Raw genomic sequence first — 24,000 nt, 5'->3', positions numbered from 1 at the left:
GGGACGGGAGCGGGACGGACGGGGACGAGGCGGCGGGCGGCCGCGGTGGGGCGGTCATCGTTCGCCGACCCGGAGGACCTCGCCGAGCCGGTCGCGACGGCGCACGGCGGACTCGACGAGCACGGCGGCGACGAGGCTCACGCCGATGACGGCGGCGGCGCCCGCGACCGGGACCCACGTGAGCCGGAGCTCGGCGGTGCCCGGCGCGCCGGTCAGCAGGTCGAGCCCGAGCGCGTCGGTCAGCGCCCACGGCACGACGACACCGATCGCGGTGCCGGCGACCACGGAGACGACCGCCAGGGGCGCGAGCTCGCCGAGTGTGAGCGCGCGGGCGGTCGCGGCGTCGAGGCCCTGCGTGCGCAGCGCCGACAGGGTCCGGCCGCGCTCGCGGGACGTCGCGACCACGGTCAGGGCGAGCGCCACGGCGGCGTACATCGCGAGCAGCCCTGCCGAGGCGAGCAGGAGCACGGTGAGCCCGGCGCCGACGGGCGACGTGCGCGCCGACTCGAGCCACTCGTCGCGCACGGTCACCGTCACGCCGGGCTTGTCCTCGAGGCCCGCGTCGCGGACCGCGGCCGCGGCCCCCGGTCCCTCGACCCACACGGTCTGCAGCGTGACCGCAGCGCCCACGGCCTCCTGGTAGCGCGTCCGGTCGACGACGAAGGCGGGGTCCTCGCCGCCCGCCTGGAGCTCCGCGAGCTCCTCCTCGTCGAGCGGCGTCACGCGCGGCACGTCGGCGACGGTCCCCTGGACGTCGAGCGGGACGAAGCCGTCCGCGGCCATGAACTCGGGCTCGAGGATCTGCGCGGTCCGGGTGAGGTCGGCGGTGAGCAGCGTCGGCAGGCCCGCCGCGGACGGCTCCGCGAGAGCGGCCCAGCCGTCGGACGGCTCGCCCCGCGCCTCGAGCACGCGGGCCATGTCGGCGGTGTCGACCAGCAGCAGCCGCGCCTTGACGCCGCTGGACCGCCCGAACGACCGGCCGATCTGCTCCGCGGCCGACGCGACGGCCGTGACGCCGGGCGCGGTGCGCAGCAGGTCCACCTGCTCGCTCGTGACGCGGCCGTCGAGCCGCACGGTCGCGCCGACGACGACGTCCGCGGCCGTGAGCTGACCCGCGCGGACCGTCACGGCGGTGGTCCCGCTGAACACGACGAGCGCGACGGCCGTCGTGAGCGTGAGGATCGGCACGAGCGTGCCGGTCGCGCGTGCCGCACGCGCGGACGCGACGACGCCCACGAGTCCGCGACGCCGGGTCGCGGCCCGGGAGAGCCCGCGCAGCAGGGGCGGCAGGAGGCGCGCGGCCAGCACGGTCGCGGCCGCGGCGAGCAGCGCGGGGGCGGCCGCGAGGAGCAGGTCCACGTCACCCGTGCTCGTGGGCACGAGACCGCGGCCGCGCACGGACACGACCGCGGCGGCGGCGACCGCGGCGAGCGCGAGCTCCGCGGTGACCCGGCGCGCCCCGCGGCGGCGGGCGAGCCGGTCACGGTCGCTGCGGTTGGCGGGCTGGCGCGCACCGGTCCACGCGCGCCGCACGACGAGCGCCGAGGCGACCGCGGGCGCGGTCATCGCCACGACCGTGACCGTGCCGGCCACCAGCCAGCTCCCCTCCGCGCCGGGGACCAGCAGCACCGCCAGGAGCGCTCCCGTCGCGGCGGCGACGAGACCGACGGGCACGCTCTCGGCGAGCGCGCGCACGACGACCGACGCGACCGACGCACCACGGGCACGCTCGGCCAGCAGCAGCCCCTCGCGCCGCCCGACGAGCAGGCGCGCGGCGAGCACGAGCGCGAGCGCGCCGACGGTCGCGAGACCGACGAGCAGCACCGACGCCTGGGCGCGCGCGGCGGTGAGCCGGTCGACGGCGTCCTGCAGCACGACCGGCAGGTCGGTCTCGATCCCGGGCTGCCCGTCCGGCGTCGCGTAGCTGCCGGGCGTGGCGAGCAGCACGGAGAGGTCCCGCGCGACCCGCGCGGCGGTGCGCTCGGAGAAGGCGTCGGGCTCGGCCGGCATCCGCACGAGGCGCGAGTAGGCGGTGACGTGCAGCGCCGCCATCGCGTCGGGCAGCGACTCGTCGGACAGCAGGTACGCGACCCGGTGGTCGGCCTTGCTGCCCGTGGGGGCGGGCAGCGGCGCGAGCAGGTCGTCGTACGTGCGCCACTGCGGCGCGGCCGGGTCCAGCGGCTCGAAGAAGCCGGTGACCTGCGCGACGACGCGTCCCTCCGCGGGCAGCGTCATCGGGAAGCGGGCGCCCACCTCGATCCCGAGCTCCTCGGCCGTGCGCGCGGCGAGGCCGACGCGGATCTCCCGCTCGGGGGCGGGTACGTCGACGACGCCCGGGCCCGTGCTCGGGGTGTCCTCGGGCGCCGCGGGCGCCGGCGCCGCGCCCGGGGCTGCGCCCGCGACCCAGCGGACCAGCGGTGCGCCGAGCTCGACGCCGCCGACGTGGACGAGCCGCACGACCTGGCCGGCGCCCGCGACGCGCGAGGTGCCCGCGACCGTCTCCACCGCGGTCACGGGGGACGACGTCACGGACCGGATCGTGGCGGGCGTCTTGTCCCGCACGACCGCGGCCAGGTTCGCGACGAGCGTCGCCTCGTCCGGGTCGGGCTCGCGCGGTCCGATGTCGTCGCGGTTCGGCAGCCGGATCGAGACGTCGGCGTCGGTCCCGGACTCGGCGACCACGCCGCGCACGGTCGCGTCCGCGGTCCGGGCCTGCAGCCGCGGCAGGGCCACGGACAGCATCACCGTCACCGCGAGCAGCACCGCCGCGAGCGTGAGCAACCCTGCGTCGTCGCGGCTGCGCCGGCGGCTGACCAGCGGCGCGAGCGCCGTCGCCGCGCGCAGCGAGCCGCCGCGCCCCTCGTCGGTCGGCGTCACGGCGGGCGTGCCGGGGCGCGTCGTCGTGGTCGTCATCGTTCGTCCCCCAGCCGGAGCAGCGTGCCCGACGCCCGGCGCACCAGGGCGTTCGTCGTGGTGGCGACCGCGAGGGCGACCAGCGCGACGAGGACCGCGACGAGCACGGCCTGCGCGGGCCACTCCCACTGGACGAGCGGACGCGGCACCGGTCGGCGGCCCTGGCCGGAGACCGTGAGCAGCGGCCCGACGACGCCCGCGAGCAGCCCGCCGATCGCGAGCCCGGCGGCGACACCGAGGACGCCGATGATCCCGTGCTCGACGAGCACGGCGCGCACGATGCCGCCACGCGGGGCGCCGAGCGCCTGGAGCCGCGCGAGCTCGAGGCGACGGGTCCGGACCGAGACGGTCGCGCTCATCGCGAAGCCGGCGAACGCGAGCGCGAGCGCCGCGATCGTCACCACCCACAGCGCGGCCTGGACGCCGACCCGCAATGGGCCGTCGGTCGCGACGGTCCGTGCCTCGACGCGCGTGGTCGGGTCGCCGAGCTCGTCGCGCACCACCGCGGCGGCGACGTCGGCGGCGCGGTCGTCGGGCACCCCGAACCACCACTCGTCGAGCATCGGGTCGGCCCAGCCCCACCCGAGCGTCGCGCGCGAGAGCAGGTCGCGGTCCACGACGAGCGCGGACCCGCGCGGGTGACCGGGCAGGTAGGGGACGATCCGCTCGACCTCGATCGCCACGGCGCGGCCGTCGCCCAGGTCGAGCGCGACCTCGTCCCCGACCTCGGCGGTCGTCGCGGTGGCGAGCGTGTCGGTGATGACGGCCGGCACGACCTCGGGCGGCTCGAACGTGGTGCCCGCGAACGTCATGCCGCCCGCGCGCAGGAACTCCGGGATGACGCTGACGCCGAGCCGCAGGCTGCCGTCGACGACGGCGACGCCCGGGGGCTTCGGCGTACCGAGGACGGGTTGCCGGGCGTGCCACGCGACGCCGTCGACCGGGGCGGGTGTGACCGTCCCGGTGGCGCTGCCGTCCGCGCCGGGTGCGACGACGCGCAGGTCGGAGAGCGCCACGGTCATCGCGGACGCCTCGCCACGGACGCGGCTCCCGCGGTCCTCCGGCGCGGCCTCGTCCGTGCCGGATTCCAGGTCGACGACCGCGCCGACGAGCGACAGCCCGTCGGCGGGCGTGGGCAGCTCGATGCGCACGTCGTCGGCGCGCTCGCCCAGCTCGAACGTGCCGGGCACGGCGAGGGGTGTGCGGACGCCGAGCGCGTCCTCGACGACCAGCGTGACGGTGGCGAGCACGCCGGCCGGCGGCTGGGCGTCGGTCCCGACGTCGACGACGAGCGCGCGCACCGGGCCGGGCAGCGCGACGCCGCCCGCGTCGTCGGTCCCCTCGGGCGCGAGCGGTGCGGTGACGTCCGCCCAGCCGTCGCCGATCCGGCCGCGCAGCAGCGCGTCGGCCTGCGTCGTGTCGACCGCCAGGAGCTCGGCCCAGGGCCGGCGGGCGTCGCTCAGCGTGTCGATGGACCCGCCGACCGCGACCTGCCGGTCCGTCACCGCGCTGACGGCGGTCGTGCCGTCGATCGCGGCGACGCGGGCCGTCTGCTCGAGGGGCGCACCGGGGAGCCGGTCCAGACGGAGGTCGGTGCCCGTCGCGAGGTCGGCCTGGTCGTGCTGCGACGTCCGCCAGGTGCCGAGGAAGGCCTGCGCGAAGGACGCGACCGCCACGGCGAGGGTGAGCAGCAGGACCGCCCCCGACGCACGCGCGGGGCGCCGGCCGACCTCCCACGCACCGAGCGGCACGACGAGCGACCGGCTGCGCGACGCGACGCGCTCGCCGAGCCCCGCCACGAGCGGCAGGAGCCGCAGCGTGAGGACCGCCCCGGCGAGCAGGAGCAGCGCGGGCGCGGTGACGAGCACGGGGTCGATCCGCGCCGGCCCGGTGCCCGCCAGCACGGGGGAGCGGTAACCCTGGAGCTGCCAGATCCCGAGGCCGGCGAGCACGAGGATCGCGACGTCGGCGCCCGAGCGTGCGAGCGCTCCGCGCCGGTCCTGCCGGACGAGCTGCTGCTCGGCCTCGACGACGCTGCCGCGGCGCCGCAGCAGCGGCAGCAGCAGCACGCCCGCGAGCAGCAGCGCGGCGACCGCGCAGGTCACCCACAGCGACACCGGCGCGCCGGGGTCCTGGTGCAGCCCGGCGTCGCGCAGGACGTCGAGGCGCGTGATCGCGTCGTACGCGAGGCGGGCGAGCCACGGGGCGAGGAGCGCGGTGACGGCGGCGACGCCCGCAGCCTCGATCGCGGCGAGCCGGAGGATCTGGCCGGCGGTCGCGCCGCGCGACGCCATGAGCGTCTGCTCGGCGGCGCGCCGCTCGGCGAGCAGGCGCGCGGCGAGGAGCAGGACGGTCACGGCGAGCACGACGAGGAGCAGCCCGACCACGACGAGCGTGATGCGCGTGACCGCGAGCCCGGCCACGGCCTCGTCGACCGTGATCGGCAGGACCGTCAGGAGCACCGCACCGGTCGAGACGGGCGACGCGGCGGCGCTGAGCGTCGCCTGCCCGTCGGTGAGCGCGGTGCGCAGCGCGGCGATGTCGGCCGTGGACGCGTCGCCGAGCTGCGGTGCGGCGACGACGCGCGCGTTCGCGACCTGGACCGGTCCGTCGGCGAGCGCCTCGGGCACGGTGACGAGCGGCCCGTAGAGCGGCGCGGTGTTGAAGCCGAACGTGCCGGGGATCGGCCACGCGGGGTGGTACTGCGCACCGTCGAGCAGGTCCCGGGTCCACAGCGAGCCCGGCCCGTCGAGCTCGTGCACGCCGACGACGACCATGGGCAGGTCCTGGCGGGTCTCGGAGCTGCGCCCGGGGAGCACCGTCCCGACGGTCCAGCCGAGCGCGTCGGCCGCGGTCCTCGGCACGGCCACGGGTACGCGGCCGTCCGCATCGACGGCGACGTCGGGCCACGCGCCGGCGACCAGGGTCGCGTGCTCGGGGATCGTCGGCTCCGACGCGAGGTAGGCCATCGGCAGGCCGATCCGGTTGCCGGTGCCCACGTGGTACAGCGCGGACGTGAGCCACGTCGACCGGTCGGAGTCGATGTCGCCCAGCAGGTCGTCGAGGTAGCCGCCGGCCACCCCGAGCGCCTCGCCCGGGGCCTCGTCGCCGAGCGTGAGCACGACGTCGAGGTCGGTGTCGGTCGCCGACGCCCGGCCGAGCGCCTCGCCGAGCGCCCGCGTCTCGCTCGTGTGCAGCAGCAGCGCGAACGTGCCGAGCAGCGTGGCACCGACGAGAGCGACGGCGAGCACGGCGGCGAGCAGCGTGCTCTGCGCGGCGGCGCGGTGCCGCAGCACACGCAGCGTCCAGCCCAATCGAGCCTCCGGGGACCTCGTCGTCAGCACGCGCCGACGGGGCGACGGGCGCGGGATGCGTCGATGCTAAGCAGCCCGTCCGCGGGCGTGGGAGCGATTCCGCAAGTCCGAGACCGACCTGTGACCTTGGCAACTGGCGCGGTCAAGACTCGCGCGCGGATGCCGGGATCGCGCGCGCCGCAGGCGCGTGTATATTCCGGGTGGAATAGTCCGTCCGGAGGAGGAGACACGTGCCTGCTGAGCTGTCCGCGGTCGCCGTGCTCGTCCTCGGCCTCCTGCGCGAGCACCCGCGGCACCCGTACGACGTCTTCCAGACGCTCGTCGACCGGCGCGACACCCGGCTCGTGCGCGTCAACCCCGGCGCGGTGTACCACGCGGTCGAGCGGCTGGCGCGCGACGGCCTCGTCGAGGCCGTCGGCACCGAGCGCAGCGGCAACCGCCCCGAGCGCACCACCTACCGGCTCACCGACGCCGGCCGCACCGCCTACGAGCGGCGGCTGGTGAGCTTCCTCGGGGACGACCACCCCGTGCACCCCGTGTTCTCGGTCGGCCTCGCCGAGGCCGTCGACCTGCCGCGCGACGTCGTCCGCGACGCGCTCGTCCGGCGCCGCGAGCGGGAGGCCGAGCGCCTCGCCGAGCTCGAGTCCGCCTACACCCGCGTGCGCGCGGAGGGCCTCCCGCGCCGCCACCTGCTCGACGTCGAGCACGACGTCGCACACCTGCGCCACGAGGTCGAGTGGCTCGACCGGACCGTCGCCGAGCTCGACGACGACTCCCTCGGCTGGGACGACCCGTTCCCGGCCGCCTTCCTCGAGGCCCGGTACGGCCGCCCTGCGGCGACCGCACCCAGCCGCTGACCGGAGCGGTCGCACCCGGCACGCCACGCCCGCGACCCGCGCCGCACCCCACACACCGTCCCGGAGGACCCATGACCACCGAGCAGCCCCGCGCGCTCGTCGACCTGCACGGGCGCAGCCCGTGGAGCGTGCTCCCGCCGCTGTGCCTCGGCTTCTTCATGATCATGATCGACACCACGATCGTGAACATCGCCGTGCCCACCCTCGTCACCGAGCTCGACGCGTCGTTCACTGAGGTCGGCTGGGTCAACAGCGCGTACCTGCTGACGTTCGCGGTCCTGCTGCTCGTCACCGGACGCCTGGGCGACCGGTTCGGCCCGAAGCCGGTCTTCGTCGTCGGCCTCGTCGTCTTCACGCTCGCGTCGCTGTGGTGCGGGCTGTCGGGCTCGATCGGGATGCTCATCGCCGCGCGGGCCGTGCAGGGCATCGGCGGCGCGCTCATGACCCCGCAGACGATGTCGATGATCACGCGCGTCTTCCCGCCCGCGCGCCGGGGTGCGGCGATGGGCGTCTGGGGCGCGGTCGCGGGTGTCGCGACGATCACCGGGCCGGTCCTCGGCGGCCTGCTCGTCGAGACCGTCGGCTGGGAGTGGATCTTCTACGTCAACGTGCCTGTGGGCGTCGTCGCGCTGTGGCTCGCGCTGCGCCGCCTGCCCGCGCTGCCCACGCACGCGCGGACGTTCGACGGGCTCGGCGTCGTGCTGTCCGTGCTCGGCATGTTCCTGGTCGTCTTCGGTCTGCAGGAGGGCGACACCTACGACTGGGGCACCGTCGTCGGGCCGATCACGATCTGGGAGATCGTCGGGCTGGGCGTCCTCGTCCTCGTCGGGTTCGTGCTGTGGCAGCGCCACCTGGGCGACGACGCGCTCATGCCGCTGCGGCTGTTCCACGTGCGCAACTTCTCGCTGTCCAACGTCGCCGGGTTCGCCGTGACGTTCGCGATGACCGGCATCTTCTTCCCGTTCACGATCTTCGCCCAGCTGGTGCTCGGCCTGTCGCCGCTGCACGCGGCGCTCATCGGCCTCGGCGGCTCGCTGCTGTCGGGCGTCGTCGCGCCCGTCGCCGGTCGGATGTCCGACCGCGTCCCCGCGAAGTGGATCGTCGCGACCGGATTCGCGATCCTCGTGGTCGTCGTGGCGTGGCTCGCGGCCGTCATCCGGCCCGAGGTGCCCGTGTGGCAGCTCGTGCTGCCCATGACGGTGTTCGGCATCGGCACCGGCATGCTCTTCTCGCCGCTGGCCGCGACCGCGACCGCGGGCCTCGACCAGCGCAACGCCGGCGCCGGCGCGGGCGCGTTCAACACCAACCGGCAGATCGGCGGCGTCATCGGGTCGGCGGCCGTCGTCGCGATGCTCTCGTCGCGCCTGGGCATCGCGATCCCCGCGGCCGCGCAGGACGAGGCGGCGGCGCTGCCGGAGCAGGCGCGCCAGGCGTTCCTCGAGGGCTTCTCGCGCGTCGACCCCGACCAGTTCTCGACGGGCGCGGGTGCCGCCGCCGCACCGCAGCTCCCGGACTCGGTCCCGGCGGACGTCGCGCGGCAGATCACCGACGCGGCGACGCAGGCCGTGCACGCGGGCTTCTCGACGGCCGTCGCGCAGACGCTGCTGCTCACCGTCGCCGTGCTCGCGCTCGGCCTCGTCGCGTGCCTCGCGATGCACGCGGTGCGACCCGCGCACCACGGTGCGCCCCAGCAGGCCCCCGAGCCGGCGCGCGCCGAGGCCTGACGTCGCGACGGACGCCGGTGGGCGTCGGTCCTGATCGCGCGGACGGTCCAGCACCGGACCGTCCGCGCGGTCGTGTCAGGCCTGGGGCGGGCGCGTCATGCTCAGGACGTCGAGGGCCGCGTCGAGCTGCTCCTCGCTGACCTCGCCGCGCTCGACGTAGCCGAGGTCGACGACGGCCTGCCGGATCGTGAGGCCCTTCTTGACCGCGTGCTTGGCGATCTTCGCGGCGGCCTCGTACCCGATGACGCGGTTGAGCGGCGTGACGATCGACGGCGACGACTCGGCGAACGCGCGGGCGCGCTCCTCGTTCGCCTCGAGGCCCGCGACGGTCTTGTCGGCGAGCACGCGGCTCGCGTTGGCGAGCAGGCGGATCGACTCGAGCACCGCGGACGCGATGACGGGGATCTGCACGTTGAGCTCGAACGAGCCCGACGCACCGGCCCACGCGACGGTCGCGTCGTTGCCGACGACACGCGCGGCGACCATGAGCACGGCCTCGGGCACGACGGGGTTGACCTTGCCGGGCATGATCGACGACCCGGGCTGCAGGTCGGGGATGAAGAGCTCGCCCAGGCCGGTGTTCGGGCCCGAGCCCATCCACCGCAGGTCGTTGCAGATCTTGGTGAGGCTGACCGCGATGGTGCGCAGCGCGCCGGACAGCTCGACGAGGCCGTCGCGCGACGACTGCGCCTCGAAGTGGTCGCGCGCCTCGGTCAGCGGCAGGCCGGTGTCCTCGCGCAGCAGCTCGATGACGCGCTGCGGGAAGCCCGCGGGGGTGTTGATGCCCGTGCCGACGGCCGTGCCGCCGAGCGGGACCTCCGCGGCGCGGGGGAGCGCGGCCTGCAGCCGCTCGACGCCGTACCGGACGGCCGCGGCGTACCCGCCGAACTCCTGGCCCAGCGTCACCGGGGTCGCGTCCATGAGGTGCGTGCGGCCCGACTTCACGACGGTCGCCCACGCGTCGGCCTTGTCCTGCAGCGCGGCGGCGAGGTGCTCGAGCGCCGGCACGAGGTCGCGGACGACGCCCGCCGTCGCCGCGACGTGCACGGACGTCGGGAAGACGTCGTTCGACGACTGCGACGCGTTGACGTGGTCGTTCGGGTGCACGTCCTTGCCGAGCCCGCGCGTGGCGAGGGTCGCGAGGACCTCGTTCGTGTTCATGTTCGACGAGGTCCCCGAGCCCGTCTGGTAGACGTCGACGGGGAAGTGCGCGTCGTGCGCGCCCGCCGCGACCTCGTCGGCGGCGGCGACGATCGCGTCGGCCACGTCCTGCGGCAGCACGCCGAGCTCGGCGTTCGCGCGGGCGGCGGCCTTCTTGATCCGGGCGAGCGCCTCGATGTGCCCGCGCTCGAGGGTGCTGCCGGAGATCGGGAAGTTCTCCACGGCCCGCTGCGTCTGCGCGCGGTAGAGCGCGGCCGCGGGGACCCGGACCTCGCCCATCGTGTCGTGCTCGATCCGGAACTCGGGCGACGACGACGTGCCCGTGACAGGTGCGGAAGTCATGCGGTCCATCCTGCCGCACGGCGCCCGGGCGCCGGACGCGTGACGATGGCCACATGACGTCCGAGACGCCCGCGTGCGCGGCCGAGAGGTTCCTCGAGCACGGCCGCCTCGTGCGGACCCCGCGCCGCCTCGACGACCGCATGCTCGTGCTCGAGCACCTGGCCGCGCGCCTGCTCGCGCCGGGGGAGGCAGCGCCCGAGCCGGCCCTGACGGCACGGCTCGCCGAGGTCTCCGACGACCCCGTCCGCCTGCGCCGTGACCTCGTCGAGGCGGGTCTCGTCGGACGCCGTCAGGACGGCGGGCTGTACTGGCGCGAGCGCCTCACGGCTCACGACGACGAGCCCGGCGCCCGGCCGAGCCCCGAGGACTCCTGGCTCTGACACCGGCCTCCCGGCGGTGGCCTGCCGTGTGGTCCGCGGGCCCCTGTCCCGTCCGCGCGCGCGTCAGCCGATGTCGCCGACGGACTCCGTCAGGTGCACCTGGCCGTCCGCGAGCGTGTACTCGAGGCCGACGATCGCGCAGCGCCCCTCGGCGATGGCCTCGGCGAGCGACACCGAGTAGCCCTGCAGCATCCGCACGGTGTGGCGGACGTGCTCGTGGCCGAGCGTCGCGGCGTCGACGTTCCCGATGCCGCCCTCGCCCGCGAGGTTGACGATGGACGGGATGACGCGGTCGACGACGGCCCGCACGAACCCGCGGGGGAGCGACCCCTCCTGCAGCGCGGCGGTCGCAGCGGCGACGGCGCCGCACGAGTCGTGGCCGAGCACGACGACGAGCGACGCACCGAGCACCTCGACGCCGTACTCGATCGACCCGATGACGGTCGTGTCGAGCACGTGACCGGCGGTCCGGACGACGAACACGTCGCCGAGACCCTGGTCGAAGATGATCTCGGCCGCGACCCGCGAGTCAGAGCAGCCGAAGATCACGGCGAACGGGTGCTGGGCGGTGGAGACCTCGGTGCGGCGGTCGATGCCCTGCGACGGGTGCTCCATCTCGCCGCGGACGAACCGGGCGTTCCCCTCACGCAGTGCGGACCAGGCTTCGGCGGGCGTCACGTTCGGCACGACGGACATCGTGGCAGGAACGAGCCCGACCGGCAGCGCGTGACCGTCAGGCGGTCGCACGCTCGCTGCGGCACCGCGCTCCCGTGGCGGACCTGCGACGACAGGAGTAGGCAAGGTCATGGCGCGACGCTGCGCCGACGGGGGAGGTGGCTCGTGCGACGCCGGACGAGAGCGCTCGTGATGGTGGCGGCGGTCGGTCTGCTCGCGCCGCTGGCGGCGTGCGCGGCCGAGTCGGGACCGCCCGTGCTCACGTGGTACATCAACCCGGACGACGGCGGTCAGGCGGAGATCGCGAGCCGCTGCACCGACGAGGCCGGCGGCGAGTACCGGATCGAGGTCTCGGTGCTCCCGCGCGACGCCGCGTCGCAGCGCGAGCAGCTGGCCCGACGCCTCGCCGCGAAGGACACGTCGATCGACCTCATGAGCCTCGACCCGCCGTTCATCCCGGAGCTCGCCGAGCCGGGGTTCCTCGCGCCGATCCCCGACGACGTCGCCGAGCGCGTCTCGCAGGACGTCGTGCAGGGTGCGCTCGACGGCGCGACCTGGGGCGACGAGCTCGTCACGGTCCCGTTCTGGGCGAACACGCAGCTGCTCTGGTACCGCAAGTCGGTCGCGCAGGCCGCGGGGCTCGACCCGGCGACCGCGCCCGTGACGTGGCAGCAGATCATGGAGGCGTCGCAGTCGCAGGACAAGTACCTGAGCGTGCAGGGCGCGAAGGCCGAGTCGCTCACGGTGTGGATCAACGCGCTGGTCGAGTCGGCGGGCGGGCAGATCCTCGAGAACCCCGAGGCGCCGGCGGACGAGCTGAAGCTCGGGCTCGACTCCGACGCCGGCCGCGCCGCCGCCGAGATCATCGGCACGATCGGCAAGGACAACCTCGCCGGGCCCGCGCTGCCGACCGAGGACGAGAACGCGTCGATGACGATCTTCCAGGGGGACCGCGGGTCGTTCATGGTCAACTGGCCGTTCGTCTGGCCCGCGACGAAGGCGGGCGTCGAGGACGGCGCGATCGAGCAGTCGGTGCTCGACGACATCGGCTGGGCCCTGTACCCGCAGGTCGACGGGGCGCAGGAGTCCCGGCCGCCCTACGGCGGGATCAACCTCGGCGTCGGCGCGTACAGCCGGTACGTCGACCAGGCGTTCGCCGCGGCCGAGTGCATCGTCCAGCCCGAGAACCAGGTCTTCTACTTCGTCGAGAACGGCAACCCGCCGTCCAACACGACGGCCTTCGACGACCCGCAGGTGATCGAGGCGTTCCCGATGGCGCCCGTCATCCGGCAGTCGCTCGAGCAGGCCGCACCGCGACCGCAGACGCCCTACTACAACGAGGTGTCGTCCGGTCTGCAGGAGACCTGGCACCCGCCGTCGTCGGTGAACCCCGAGACGACGCCGCAGAGGTCGACCGACTTCATCACCGCGGTCCTCCGCGGCGACCAGCTGCTGTGAGAGGGGAGGGGTCATGACGAGCCAGGCGACCGCCCCCGCGGCGGCGGAGATCAGCGGCACGGCCGGGCGACCCGCGAAGGCGCTGCGGTCCGACCGCGCGCGGGCCGAGGCACGGCTCGGCTGGTACCTCGCGGGACCGGCGTTCGTCGTCATGCTGGCGGTGACGCTGTACCCGATCCTGCAGGCGACGTACGACTCGCTGTTCCGGTACCGGCTCACCGCGCCCGACGACCGCACCTTCGTCGGCCTCGCGAACTACGGCGTCGTGCTGTCGGACGCGGTGTGGTGGCAGGCGTTCGGCGTGACGGTCCTCATCACGGTCATCACGGTGGCGGTCGAGCTCGTCCTCGGCTTCGCGCTCGCGCTCGTCATGCACCGCGCGATCAAGCGGCTGCGCGGCCTGCTGCGCACCGCGATCCTCGTGCCCTACGGCATCATCACCGTCGTCTCCGCGTTCGCGTGGTTCTACGCGTTCGACATCAACTCCGGCTACGTGAACACGTGGTTCGACTGGGTGCCGGGGATCGACGAGAACCTCAACTGGTTCGCCGAGTTCGGCACCGCGATCTTCGTCATCATCGCCTCGGAGATCTGGAAGACCACGCCGTTCATCTCGCTGCTGCTCCTGGCCGGTCTCGCGCAGGTGCCCGGCGAGCTCGACGAGGCCGCCGAGGTCGACGGCGCGACGTGGTGGCAGCGCCTGCGGCGCGTCACGCTGCCGAACATGAAGGCCGCGATCATGGTCGCCGTCCTGTTCCGGGCCCTCGACGCGTTCCGCATCTTCGACAACGTCTTCATCATGACGAACGGCTCCGCGGGCACGACGGTGCTGTCGCTGCTGGCCTACCGGACGTCCATCGGGAGACTCGAGATCGGCCTCGGGTCCGCGATCTCGGTGCTGCTGTTCCTCGCCGTGATCGGCATCTGCTGGATCGCGATCAAGCTCTTCAAGGTCGATCTGGCCGGCGCGAGGGGGGAGAGCTGATGAGCGCCTTGTCCACCCGCATGAAGGTCGCATGGGCCGTCATCACGGTCCTGGTGCTGACCTACGCGCTGTTCCCCGTGCTGTCGATCATGGCGACGTCGTTCAAGCTGCCCAGCGAGCTCAACACCGGCACGTTCCTCCCGTCGCAGTGGACGTGGACGAACTACAACGAGATCCTCGGGCCCGACGGGTCGGCGCGGGACCTGTTCCTGCCGGCGCTGCGCAACTCGATCGGCATCTCGCTCATCGCCACGGCCATCGCCGTCGTCCTCGCCACGCTCGCCGCCTACGCGATCGCGCGGCTCGACTTCCCCGGCAAGCGGCTCATCCTCACGACCGCGCTGGGCGTCTCGATCTTCCCCGTCATCTCGATCGTCACGCCGCTGTTCAACCTGTGGCGCAACATCGGCCTGTACGACACGTGGGCCGGCCTCATCATCCCGTACCTGTCCCTCACGCTCCCGATCTCCATCTGGACCCTGGCCGCGTTCTTCCGGCAGATCCCCTGGGAGCTCGAGCAGGCCGCGCAGGTCGACGGCGCGACGAACTGGCAGGCGTTCCGCAAGGCGATCGTGCCGCTCGCCGCACCCGGCGTGTTCACGACCGCCCTGATCGCGTTCTTCATCGCGTGGAACGACTTCGTCTACGGCATCTCGCTCACCTCGACGAGCCGCGCGCGTCCCGTGCCCGCGGCCCTCGCGTTCTTCACCGGCGCCTCTCAGTTCGAGGAGCCGACCGGTGCCATCTCCGCCGCGGCGGTGATCGTCACGATCCCCGTCGTCATCCTCGTGCTGCTGTTCCAGCGCCAGATCGTCGCGGGCCTGACCCAGGGCGCGGTCAAGGGCTGACCCGAAGGAGACCTCCATGGCTGCGATCACCCTCACCGACATCCAGAAGCGCTACCCCGACGGCTTCCACGCCGTGAAGGGGGTCAGCCTCGACATCGCCGACGGCGAGTTCGTCATCCTCGTCGGGCCGTCCGGCTGCGGGAAGTCGACGCTGCTGCGGATGATCGTCGGGCTCGAGGACATCACCGACGGCGAGCTCACGATCGGGGGCGAGCGGGTCAACGAGAAGGCGCCGCGCGACCGCCAGCTCGCCATGGTGTTCCAGAACTACGCGCTCTACCCGCACCTGACGGTGGCCGAGAACATCGCGTTCCCGCTGCGGCTCACGAAGGGCCAGTTCACGGAGGCGCAGATCCGCGAGAAGGTCAGGTTCGCCGCCGAGACCCTCGAGCTGCAGGACCACCTCGACCGCAAGCCCGCGAACCTGTCCGGCGGGCAGCGGCAGCGCGTCGCGATGGGCCGCGCGATCGTCCGCGACGCGCGCGCGTTCCTGTTCGACGAGCCGCTGTCCAACCTCGACGCCAAGCTCCGCGGCCAGATGCGCACCGAGATCGCCCGCATGCAGCGCCGCATGGGCACGACGACCGTCTACGTCACGCACGACCAGACCGAGGCGATGACGCTCGGCGACCGCGTCGCCGTCCTGCGCAAGGGCGAGCTCCAGCAGGTCGCGTCGCCGCGCGCCCTCTACGAGCACCCCGTCAACCTGTTCGTCGCCGGGTTCATCGGCTCGCCGCCCATGAACTTCGTGCCCGGCGAGATGTCCGGCGACACGCTGCGCCTGCCGTTCGCCGAGGTCCCGCTCAGCGACGACCTGCGGCGCCGGATCGGGTCGCGTCAGCTGGTGATCGTCGGCATCCGGCCCGAGCACTTCGAGGACGGCACGGTCGCGCAGCGGCAGGGCCGGACCGGCGGCGTCACGTTCGAGGCGGACGTCGACGTCACCGAGTGGCTGGGCTCCGACCTGTTCGCCTACATCCCGTTCGAGACGCACGAGTCGGTCCGCGGCAAGCTCGAGGAGCTCGACCGCGACCTCGACGGCGAGGGCCTGCGCACGCAGCTCGTCGTGGCGCTCGCGTCCGACTCCCGGGTCCGCGACGGCGACCGGGCCCCGCTCTGGTTCGACGCCTCGAAGATCCTCGTCTTCGACCCCGAGACGGGCGAGAACCTCACGTTCGACGAGCGGGAGGCCAAGGCCATCGACGAGCAGAACGAGCAGGACCGCAAGGCGTCGCTCGAGCGTGCGCACGCGCGCGAGCAGCGCGACCGGGAGCGGACGAAGACGGCCTGACCGTCGGCGACCTGCGAGGCGTCGGCCGCGCGGCCGGGCGTCGTCGCCGGTGCGCGGTGCCGCCGGACGTGGGCCACCCCCTCACGCGCGTGACGTCTGGGATGTCGCCGCCGCGCCGGGACCCGACGGGAGGCGTCAGGCGTCGAGCTCGGCCGACGTCGGCGGGTTCGCGCCCGGGCGCGACACCGTGATCGCGGCGATCCGTGCGCACCGCTCGAGCACCCGCTCGACGGTCGCCGTGTCGACGTCGTGCAGCGCCTTGCGGCGGTGACCGCCCAGCAGGCCCGCGGACCACAGCCCGTCGATCAGCCCGCCCATGAACGAGTCGCCCGCGCCCACGGTGTCCGCGACCTGCACCTTCGGAGCCGGCACCGTGATCCGGGCACCCGCCGACGTGCTCGCGAACGCGCCCTCGCCGCCGTGCGTGACGACCACCAGCGCGGGGCCCGACCGGCTCCACTCCTCGGCGATCTCCGCCGGAGCGACGCCCGGGTGCAGCCACGCGAGGTCCTCGTCGCTGACCTTGACCACGTCCGCCAGCCGCACGAGCGCGTCGACGTACGGCTGGGCGTGCGCGGGGGATCCCATGAGGGCGGGCCGCAGGTTCGGGTCGTAGGTGATCGTCGACGTCGCCTTCCGCCGCGACACCTCGTGCGCGACGCGCGTGCCCCCGGGCTGCAGCACCGCGGCGATCGACCCCGTGTGCACGACGACCGGGTCACCGGGCGGCTCGTCCCACGACGTCGGCAGATCCCACTCGAGGTCGAACTCGTACGTCGCGACGCCCTGCCCGTCGAGGTGCGCCGTCGCGACCGGCGTCCGGGCGGGCGACCGGTCACCCTGCAGCACGCGCACGTGCGACGCCTCCAGGTGGCGGCGGACCGCGTCCCCCTCCGCGTCGAGGCCCAGCCACGTCAGCAGGTCGACGTCGCGCCCCAGCCGCCCGAGGCCGAGCGCCACGTTCGCCGGGCTGCCGCCCGGGTGCTCCGCGCGCGAGCCGTCCGGTCGACGCACCGCGTCGATCAGTGCCTCGCCGATCACCAGGGCCCGCTCGCTCACCGGTCGTCCTCCTGCTCGTCCGCGGCCGTCCCGGCCGTCGGGCTGTCGGGTCCGTCCGCCGCGCGCACGGCGGCGAGCCTCTCGCGTGCGCCGTCGAGCCACTGCTGACAGCGTGCGGCGAGCGCCTCGCCGCGCTCCCAGAGCCGCAGCGACTCCTCGAGCGACGCACCGCCCGCCTCGAGCCGCGCGACCACCGCGACGAGCTCGTCCCGGGCGTCCTCGTAGGTCAGCGCCGACACGTCGGCGTCCTGCGGGGGAGGGGTGTCGGAGCTGCTGCGGGAGGGCGTCGTCGGCACGACCCACAGTCAACCACCCGCGGCCCACGCAGCCGTCCGCCCCCCACCGACCGGACGTCCACCCCGCGGACGACCGGCAACACCGGCGTGCCCCTCGCCGCGAGCGTGACAACGGCTCGAGGACGACACATCGATGTCGCACGCCCGAGCCGTTGTCGCCTCGAGCCGAAGCGGCCCGACTCCGCTCTCAGGGGGCGACGACCTCCGCGGCGATCTCGCCCTGCGCGACGCGGACGCGCAGCCGGTCGCCGGGGTCGACGTCGACGGGGTCGCGCACGACGCGGCCGTCCGCGCGCTGCACGACCGCGTACCCGCGCTCGAGCGTCGCCGCCGGCGACAGCGCCCGGACCTGGGCCGCGAGCCCCGCGACCTCGGCACGGCCGTGCACGAGCTCGGTGTGCAGCGCCCGCCGGGCCGCGTCGCGCAGCACGTGCACGCGCGCCTCGTGACCGTCGACGAGCGCCGTCGGGTTCGCGAGCACCGGGCGGCTGCGCCAGTGGTCGAGCCCCGCCTGCTCGCGGGTCAGCCGGTGCACGAGCGCACCGCGGGACCGGTGCCGCAGCTGCAGCACGCGCGCCCGCTCCTCGCTCACGTCGGGCACGACGCGCTTGGCGGCGTCCGTCGGCGTCGACGCGCGGAAGTCCGCGACGAGGTCGAGCAGCGGCGAGTCCATGTGGTGCCCGATCGCGGAGACGAGCGGCGTCCGGCACGCCGCCGCCGCGCGCACGAGCGTCTCGTTGCTGAACGGCAGCAGGTCCTCGAACGACCCGCCGCCCCGCGCGACGACGACGACCTCGACACGCGGGTCCGCGTCGAGCTCGGCGATCGCCGCCGACACCTCGGGAACCGCGCGCGGGCCCTGCACGGTCACGCGCCGGATCTCGAACCGCACCCCGGGCCACCGCGCCCGCGCGTTCGACACGACGTCGTGCTCGGCGTCGCCCTGCTGCGCGCACACGAGCCCGACCACGGCCGGCAGGAACGGCAGCGGCCGCTTGCGGGCCGGGTCGAAGAGCCCCTCGGCGGCCAGCACGCCCTTGAGGTGCTCGATCCGCGCGAGCAGCTCGCCGAGCCCGACGAGGCGCACGTCGTCGGCCTGGAACGTCAGGTCGCCCTTCTTGGCGTGGAACCGCGGGCTCGCGCGCACCACGACGTGCGCGCCGTCGGTCGCGGCGTCGCCGAGCCGGCGGATCGCCCCCGCGGGCGCGGTCACGGAGAGCGACATGTCGAGGTCCGTATCGCGCAGCGTGAGGAAGTACATCGTGTTCCACCGCTTGAGGTTGAGCACCTGCCCCTCGACCCACACCGGCGGCATCTTCGCGATGTAGTCCGCGATCTTCGGCGCGAGGTGCCGGACGGGCCACGGGCGCTCGGGGGTCGTCTCCGCCGCACGCAGCGGCAGCGGCAGCCGCGCGGCGGGCTCCTGGGGTTCGCTGCTCACCCGCACAGCCTGCCCCACACCCCGGACACCCCGTCGTCACCGGCCGGGCCGGGCCCGCTCGGCGACCTGACCCCGTCATGACGCCCGCTCACGTCCGCCGTGCGGGCGTCATGACGGGGACGCGGTCCGGTCGAACGCGTGCGAGGCCCGTGGACGTCGCGTGGAGGTGCGCGAACGCACACCGGCGCGGGGGCCGTGCGTGCAGGTCGCGAACGTAGACTCGTGACGTGACCTCTGCGACCGACCAGGCCCCCGGCGTGCCCCCGACCAAGCGTGTGCTGCTCGCCGCGCCCCGCGGGTACTGCGCCGGCGTCGACCGGGCCGTCGTCGCCGTCGAGAAGGCCCTCGAGCACTACGGTGCGCCCGTGTACGTCCGCAAGGAGATCGTGCACAACAAGTACGTCGTCGAGACGCTCGCCGCCCGCGGCGCCGTGTTCGTCGACGAGACCGACGAGGTGCCCGAGGGTGCGCGCGTCGTGTTCTCCGCGCACGGCGTCTCCCCGGCGGTGCACGCCGCGGCCGCGGCCCGCTCGCTCCAGACGATCGACGCGACGTGCCCCCTGGTGACGAAGGTCCACAAGGAGGCCGTGCGGTTCGCGGCCGAGGACTACGACATCCTGCTCATCGGCCACGACGGCCACGAGGAGGTCGAGGGCACGCAGGGCGAGGCGCCCGAGCACATCCAGGTCGTCAACTCGCCGGAGGCCGTGGACGACGTCGTCGTGCGCGACCCTGAGCGCCTCGTCTGGATCTCGCAGACCACGCTGTCCGTCGACGAGACGATGGAGACGGTCCGCCGCCTGCGCGAGAGGTTCCCGCACCTGCAGGACCCGCCGAGCGACGACATCTGCTACGCCACGCAGAACCGCCAGGTCGCGGTCAAGAAGCTCGCGCCGCACTGCGACGTCGTCATCACCGTGGGCTCCGCGAACTCGTCGAACTCGGTCCGCCTCGTCGAGGTCGCGCTCGACGCCGGCGCGCGCGCGTCGTACCGCGTCGACAAGGCGTCCGAGATCGACCCGGCCTGGTTCGACGGTGCGACCACCGTCGGCGTCACGTCCGGCGCGTCCGTGCCGGAGATCCTGGTCCGCGACGTCCTCGAGCTGCTGGCCGGGCTGGGCTACGGCGAGGTCGAGGAGGTCCGGACGGCGACCGAGGACCTCATGTTCTCCCTCCCGCGCGAGCTCCGTGCCGATCTCAAGGCCTCCGGCGCCGCACCGGAGCGGCCGCGCCGCGAGGGTCGGCGCTCGCTCGACGTCCAGCCCGCCTGACGGCTCCGCCCGTCCGCGCGCGGTCGGCGGTCGGCTCAGGCCGTCGTCGCGCCGCCCGCCTCGCGGAGGTCCGGCTCCGTACGGACGGTCTCGTCGTCGAAGGCCCGCGCGTCGCGCCGCTCGACGCCCTCCCCGAGCACGCGGTCGTCGAGCGCCACGATCTGCTCCTCGGCGGACGCGACGAGCTCGGGTGCGCTGACGACGGAGAGCTGCGGGTTGACGGGCGTCGGCGTCGGCAGGTCGCCGTCGACCACGTGCAGGTCGGCGAACCGCCGCGCGCTCACGAGCACACGCGTCTCGAGCGAGCCGACCGCCTGGTTGTAGGCACCCGCCGCGGAGTCGATCGCCCGCCCGAGGCGCGTGAGGTGCGCGCCCATCGTCGCGAGACGCCCGTGCAGCTCCTTGCCGAGCGACAGGACGGCCTGCGCGTTGCTGGCGAGCGCGTCCTGCCGCCACGCGTACGCGACGGTCCGCAGCAGCGTGAGCAGCGTGACGGGGGTCGCGAGCACGACGTTCCGCTCGAACGCGTACTCGACGAGCGTCGGGTCCTGGTCGGCGGCGGCGTGCAGGAACGACTCGGCGGGCACGAACATGACGACGAACTCGGGCGCGGGCGCGAACTGGTCCCAGTACCGCTTCGACGCGAGGTCGTCGACGTGCTTGCGGACGTGCCGGGCGTGCGCGGCCAGCCGGTCGGCGCGCACGGCGGAGTCGTCGGTCTGCGACGCCTCGAGGAACCCGAGGAACGCGACCTTGGCGTCGACGACGACGTGCTTGCCGCCCGCGAGCCGCACGACCATGTCGGGGCGCAGGAGCCCGTCGTCGGTGCGCACCTGCTCCTGCTCGACGAAGTCGACGTGCGCGAGCATCCCCGCGGCCTCGACCACGCGGCGCAGCTGCACCTCGCCCCACCGGCCGCGCACCTGCGACGACCGCAGCGCCGTCACGAGCTGGGCCGTCTCACCACGGAGCTGCTCGGACGCGACGCGCATCGCGCGCACCTGCTCGCCGAGCGCGGCGTGGCCCTCGACGCGCGCCTTCTCAGCCTCGGCGAGCTCGGCGCGCACCTGGTCGAGGGTGCGTGTGAGCGGCTCGACGAGCGCGCGCACGGCCTGCTCGCGCTGGGCGAGCTCGCCGACCTGGGTCTGGTGGTCCGCGGCGAACCGCTGGTGCGCGAGCGCGAGGAACTGGTCGGAGCTCGTCGCGAGCGCGTCGGCCGCCAGCGCGCGGAACTGCTCGGACACCCGCTCGGAGTCGGCCTGCGCCGCGGCGATCCGGTCGGCGGTCGCGGCGCGCTCGGCGTCGAGCACCGCGCGCACGCGGGCCGCCTCGACCTCGGCGGCGTGCAGGCGCGCGGCGGACCGACGCCCGGCCGACGACGACGCCAGGGCCCACGCGACGGTCGCGCCGGCGAGCAGGCCGATCAGGAGGCCGACGAGCAGCGCGGTCGTGTCCATGCCGGAACCCTCTCAGCCGCCACCGACACCGGCGGTCGTGCGCGTCGGCGTGGCGCCGACCCGCCCCGCACGGCCCGACCCGCTGCCTATGCTGGGCCGATGCCGCCCGAGGACGTCGCCCCGACCCCGTCCACCGCGTCGGTCCCGGACCCCGGCCCCGCGCCGGCGCCCGCGCCCGACGACGTCCCGCACGCTACGGCGGCCGCGCCCGCGCTCGCGCTGCGCGGCCTGTGGCGCCGGTTCGGCGAGAAGGTCGCCGTCGCGGGCATCGACCTCGACGTGCCGGCCGGGTCGTTCTACGGGCTCGTCGGCCCGAACGGGGCGGGCAAGACGACGACGCTCTCGATGGCCACGGGCCTGCTGCAGCCCGACGCGGGCGGCGTCTGGGTGCACGGCCACGACCTGTGGGCGTCGCCGTTGGACGTCAAGGCGATGCTCGGCGTGCTGCCCGACGGCGTGAAGCTCTTCGACCGCCTGACGGGCGAGCAGCTCATCACCTACGCGGGCCTGCTGCACGGCCTCGACCGGGACACGACCGCGGAGCGCACGCGCGACCTGCTCGCCGCGATGGACCTCACGAAGGACGCGGGCACGCTCGTCGTCGACTACTCGGCGGGCATGACGAAGAAGGTCGCGCTCGCGTGCGCGCTCGTGCACGTGCCGCGCCTGCTCGTCCTCGACGAGCCGTTCGAGGCCGTCGACCCGGTGTCCGCCGCGAACATCCGCGACATCCTCGCGTCGTACGTCCGCTCGGGCGGGACCGTCATCGTCTCGTCGCACGTCATGGACCTGGTGCAGCGCATGTGCGACCACGTCGCGATCATCGCGGGCGGTCACGTGCTGGCCGCGGGCACCGTCGACGACGTGCGCGGCGACGCGAGCCTGGAGGACCGGTTCGTCGACCTCGTCGGCGGGCGCGTCAGCGGGGAGGGGCTCGCGTGGTTGCGCACCTCGTCCGACTGAAGCTCACGCTGCTGCGCAACGGGCTCAAGCGCAGCGTCTGGCAGGTGATCGGGCTCGTCGTCGGGCTGCTCTACGGGCTGTTCGTCACGGTGATCGCGGTCGCGGCCGTCATCACGGTGTCCGTCGCGTCGCCCGACCTGCTGCCCACCGTCGTCGTCCTCGCGGGGTCCGCCGTGATGCTCGGCTGGTGGGTCGTGCCGCTCGTCGCGTTCGGCGTGGACTCGACCGTCGACCCCGCGCGGTTCGCGACGTTCCCCATCCCGCGCCGCCAGCTCGTGACGGGCCTCGCGCTCGGCGGCCTGATCGGCGTGCCCGGCGCGATGACGACGCTCGTGTCGATCGGGACCGTCGCGGCGTGGTGGCGCGACCCGGCCGCGCTCGTCGCCGCGGTCCCGGCGGCGCTGCTCTTCCTCGCCACGGCCGTCGTCGGCAGCCGCGCGACGACGACCCTCGTCGCACCACTCGTCGCGCGTCGGCGCGTGCGCGAGGTCCTCGCGATCGTCGCCCTGCTGCCGATCTTCCTCATCGGCCCGATCCTGTCGAGCCTCGACGGCGCGTTCGACGGCGCCCAGCTCGACGGTCTGGTGGCGGGCCTCGCGTGGTCGCCGCTCGGCGCCGCGTGGGGCGTGCCCGCCGCGGTCGTCGAGGGCGAGTGGCTGGTCGCCCTCGGCCGGCTGGCGGTCGCCGCCGTCACGCTGCTCGTGCTGGCCGTCGCCTGGGACCGGAGCCTCGCGCACAGCCTGGTCAACCCGATCCAGGAGCGGGTCGGCGGCAAGGGCCGTGACCTCGGCTGGTTCACGCGGCTCCCCGCGACGCCGCTCGGCGCCGTCACCGCCCGCTGCCTCACCTACTGGGTGCGCGACCCCCGCTACGCGGCGTCGCTCGTGTTCATCCCGATCGTGCCGATCTTCCTGTGGTTCTCCTCGCCCGGTGGCGAGCTCCTGCTGATCCTCGGGCCGGTCGCGGCGTACTTCATGGGCTGGGGCATCTCCGCCGACGTCGCCTACGACGGTTCCGCGTTCTGGACGCACGTCGCCGCGCCCTTGCGCGGCTCGGTCGACCGGCTCGGCCGCGTGCTGTCCGCCGCCGTGCTCGGCGTGCCGCTCGTGCTCGTCTGCGTCGTCGCACCCGCGCTCGTCGTCGGCCGAGCTGACGCGCTGCCCGCGCTGCTGGGCGTCTCGTTCGGCGTCCTGCTCACCGCCTGGGGCGCGTCGAGCATCGCGTCGGCGCTCGTCGTCTACCCCGTGCAGAAGGCGGGGGAGAACCCGTTCCAGACGAAGTCGAACGGCGGCACGACCGCGGTGGTCTCGCAGTTCGCCGGGTCGCTCGCGGTCGCGGCCGCGGCACTCCCCGAAGGCATCCTGGCGTTCGTCGCGGTGCGCCAGCAGCTCGCGTGGCTCGGGGCCGTGACGCTCGTCGTGGGGCTCGTGCTCGGGACGGTCGCGCTCGTCGTCGGCGTCCGCGTCGGCGGACGGATCCTCGAGCGCCGCCAGACGGACCTGCTCAAGCAGCTCGTCGCGTTCGCCTGACGCGCGCGACGGCGCCGTCGTCGAGCGCCCCCCGTA

18 protein-coding genes are annotated in these 24,000 nt (G+C 74.6%); 10 read left to right on the top strand and 8 right to left on the bottom strand.

The window, feature by feature from the left end; translation table 11 throughout:
- Positions 1-54: 54 nt before the first annotated feature.
- Both OMK64_RS00475 and OMK64_RS00470 read right to left on the bottom strand, forming a co-directional pair.
- Entirely contained in the window at positions 55-2,913 is a 2,859-nt protein-coding gene (locus tag OMK64_RS00475; protein ID WP_272725993.1) for an FtsX-like permease family protein, read from the bottom strand.
- On the bottom strand, positions 2,910-6,227 hold the full coding sequence (locus OMK64_RS00470) for an FtsX-like permease family protein (protein ID WP_272725992.1): 3,318 nt from the start codon (positions 6,225-6,227) through the stop codon (positions 2,910-2,912). Before OMK64_RS00470 ends, OMK64_RS00475 begins: the two co-directional genes overlap by 4 nt.
- 230 nt (positions 6,228-6,457) lie before the next feature.
- Here OMK64_RS00470 and OMK64_RS00465 point away from each other — a divergent pair, with 230 nt between their 5' ends.
- Complete coding sequence (locus tag OMK64_RS00465; RefSeq protein WP_272725991.1) at positions 6,458-7,084, top strand: PadR family transcriptional regulator; 627 nt, start codon at positions 6,458-6,460, stop codon at positions 7,082-7,084.
- A gap of 71 nt (positions 7,085-7,155) precedes the next feature.
- Complete coding sequence (locus tag OMK64_RS00460) at positions 7,156-8,808, top strand: MFS transporter (RefSeq protein ID WP_272725990.1); 1,653 nt, start codon at positions 7,156-7,158, stop codon at positions 8,806-8,808.
- A gap of 75 nt (positions 8,809-8,883) precedes the next feature.
- Here the strand turns inward: OMK64_RS00460 and OMK64_RS00455 are convergent, their stop codons facing one another.
- The gene (locus OMK64_RS00455) at positions 8,884-10,311 is read right to left on the bottom strand and encodes a class II fumarate hydratase (protein WP_272725989.1); all 1,428 of its coding nucleotides are present in this window, start codon (positions 10,309-10,311) and stop codon (positions 8,884-8,886) included.
- A 53-nt stretch (positions 10,312-10,364) separates the two neighbouring features.
- Between OMK64_RS00455 and OMK64_RS00450 the strand changes: the two genes are divergently transcribed.
- The gene (locus OMK64_RS00450; RefSeq protein WP_272725988.1) at positions 10,365-10,691 is read left to right on the top strand and encodes a DUF2087 domain-containing protein; all 327 of its coding nucleotides are present in this window, start codon (positions 10,365-10,367) and stop codon (positions 10,689-10,691) included.
- 63 nt (positions 10,692-10,754) lie between these two features.
- Here OMK64_RS00450 and OMK64_RS00445 read toward each other — a convergent pair whose 3' ends face one another.
- Positions 10,755-11,387 (bottom strand): carbonic anhydrase, encoded by a 633-nt coding sequence (locus OMK64_RS00445; protein ID WP_272725987.1) that lies wholly within the window; start codon positions 11,385-11,387, stop codon positions 10,755-10,757.
- Positions 11,388-11,531: 144 nt separating this feature from the next.
- Between OMK64_RS00445 and OMK64_RS00440 the strand changes: the two genes are divergently transcribed.
- Genes OMK64_RS00440 through OMK64_RS00425 form a run of 4 tightly spaced genes read left to right on the top strand, consistent with a single transcriptional unit; the run spans position 11,532 to position 15,948 of the window.
- Positions 11,532-12,824 (top strand): extracellular solute-binding protein, encoded by a 1,293-nt coding sequence (locus OMK64_RS00440; RefSeq protein WP_374694043.1) that lies wholly within the window; start codon positions 11,532-11,534, stop codon positions 12,822-12,824.
- Positions 12,825-12,837: 13 nt separating this feature from the next.
- Positions 12,838-13,809: a carbohydrate ABC transporter permease gene (locus OMK64_RS00435; RefSeq protein WP_272725986.1), complete on the top strand. Its 972-nt coding sequence runs from the start codon at positions 12,838-12,840 to the stop codon at positions 13,807-13,809.
- Entirely contained in the window at positions 13,809-14,657 is an 849-nt protein-coding gene (locus tag OMK64_RS00430; protein ID WP_168677611.1) for a carbohydrate ABC transporter permease, read from the top strand. Before OMK64_RS00435 ends, OMK64_RS00430 begins: the two co-directional genes overlap by 1 nt.
- Before the next feature lie 16 nt (positions 14,658-14,673).
- The gene (locus OMK64_RS00425; protein WP_272725985.1) at positions 14,674-15,948 is read left to right on the top strand and encodes an ABC transporter ATP-binding protein; all 1,275 of its coding nucleotides are present in this window, start codon (positions 14,674-14,676) and stop codon (positions 15,946-15,948) included.
- Positions 15,949-16,083: 135 nt separating this feature from the next.
- On the opposite strand, the gene OMK64_RS00420 is transcribed toward OMK64_RS00425, so the two are convergent.
- From OMK64_RS00420 to xseA, 3 genes are all read right to left on the bottom strand, one after another.
- Entirely contained in the window at positions 16,084-17,007 is a 924-nt protein-coding gene (locus OMK64_RS00420) for a carbohydrate kinase family protein (RefSeq protein ID WP_272725984.1), read from the bottom strand.
- The gene (locus tag OMK64_RS00415) at positions 17,004-17,246 is read right to left on the bottom strand and encodes an exodeoxyribonuclease VII small subunit (protein ID WP_374694047.1); all 243 of its coding nucleotides are present in this window, start codon (positions 17,244-17,246) and stop codon (positions 17,004-17,006) included. Before OMK64_RS00415 ends, OMK64_RS00420 begins: the two co-directional genes overlap by 4 nt.
- A gap of 244 nt (positions 17,247-17,490) precedes the next feature.
- Positions 17,491-18,744: an exodeoxyribonuclease VII large subunit gene (xseA, locus tag OMK64_RS00410; RefSeq protein ID WP_272725982.1), complete on the bottom strand. Its 1,254-nt coding sequence runs from the start codon at positions 18,742-18,744 to the stop codon at positions 17,491-17,493.
- A 227-nt stretch (positions 18,745-18,971) separates the two neighbouring features.
- On the opposite strand from xseA, the gene OMK64_RS00405 reads away from it, so the two are divergent.
- Positions 18,972-20,015, top strand: a complete 1,044-nt coding sequence (locus tag OMK64_RS00405) for a 4-hydroxy-3-methylbut-2-enyl diphosphate reductase (RefSeq protein ID WP_272725981.1) — start codon at positions 18,972-18,974, stop codon at positions 20,013-20,015.
- Between the two features lie 35 nt (positions 20,016-20,050).
- Here the strand turns inward: OMK64_RS00405 and OMK64_RS00400 are convergent, their stop codons facing one another.
- Positions 20,051-21,472 (bottom strand): DNA recombination protein RmuC, encoded by a 1,422-nt coding sequence (locus tag OMK64_RS00400; RefSeq protein ID WP_272725980.1) that lies wholly within the window; start codon positions 21,470-21,472, stop codon positions 20,051-20,053.
- Positions 21,473-21,571: 99 nt separating this feature from the next.
- Between OMK64_RS00400 and OMK64_RS00395 the strand changes: the two genes are divergently transcribed.
- Entirely contained in the window at positions 21,572-22,435 is an 864-nt protein-coding gene (locus OMK64_RS00395; RefSeq protein ID WP_272725979.1) for an ABC transporter ATP-binding protein, read from the top strand.
- Positions 22,411-23,964, top strand: coding sequence for a hypothetical protein (locus OMK64_RS00390; RefSeq protein ID WP_272725978.1), 1,554 nt, complete (start codon positions 22,411-22,413; stop codon positions 23,962-23,964). The genes OMK64_RS00395 and OMK64_RS00390 overlap by 25 nt, the downstream gene beginning before the upstream one ends.
- Positions 23,965-24,000: the final 36 nt, after the last annotated feature.

This window comes from Cellulomonas fimi, from assembly GCF_028527925.1.
GTDB lineage: Bacteria > Actinomycetota > Actinomycetes > Actinomycetales > Cellulomonadaceae > Cellulomonas > Cellulomonas fimi_C.
Note: the sequence above shows the minus strand (reverse complement) of the source record. Positions and strands in the feature narration are given on the sequence as shown.

Coding starts and splice junctions, on each gene's coding strand:
- OMK64_RS00475 (WP_272725993.1), bottom strand. CDS start 2,913: ATGACGACCACGACGACGCGCCCCGGCACGCCCGCCGTGACGCCGACC.
- OMK64_RS00460 (WP_272725990.1), top strand. CDS start 7,156: ATGACCACCGAGCAGCCCCGCGCGCTCGTCGACCTGCACGGGCGCAGC.
- OMK64_RS00455 (WP_272725989.1), bottom strand. CDS start 10,311: ATGACTTCCGCACCTGTCACGGGCACGTCGTCGTCGCCCGAGTTCCGG.
- OMK64_RS00450 (WP_272725988.1), top strand. CDS start 10,365: ATGACGTCCGAGACGCCCGCGTGCGCGGCCGAGAGGTTCCTCGAGCAC.
- OMK64_RS00445 (WP_272725987.1), bottom strand. CDS start 11,387: ATGTCCGTCGTGCCGAACGTGACGCCCGCCGAAGCCTGGTCCGCACTG.
- OMK64_RS00435 (WP_272725986.1), top strand. CDS start 12,838: ATGACGAGCCAGGCGACCGCCCCCGCGGCGGCGGAGATCAGCGGCACG.
- OMK64_RS00430 (WP_168677611.1), top strand. CDS start 13,809: ATGAGCGCCTTGTCCACCCGCATGAAGGTCGCATGGGCCGTCATCACG.
- OMK64_RS00425 (WP_272725985.1), top strand. CDS start 14,674: ATGGCTGCGATCACCCTCACCGACATCCAGAAGCGCTACCCCGACGGC.
- OMK64_RS00400 (WP_272725980.1), bottom strand. CDS start 21,472: ATGGACACGACCGCGCTGCTCGTCGGCCTCCTGATCGGCCTGCTCGCC.
- OMK64_RS00395 (WP_272725979.1), top strand. CDS start 21,572: ATGCCGCCCGAGGACGTCGCCCCGACCCCGTCCACCGCGTCGGTCCCG.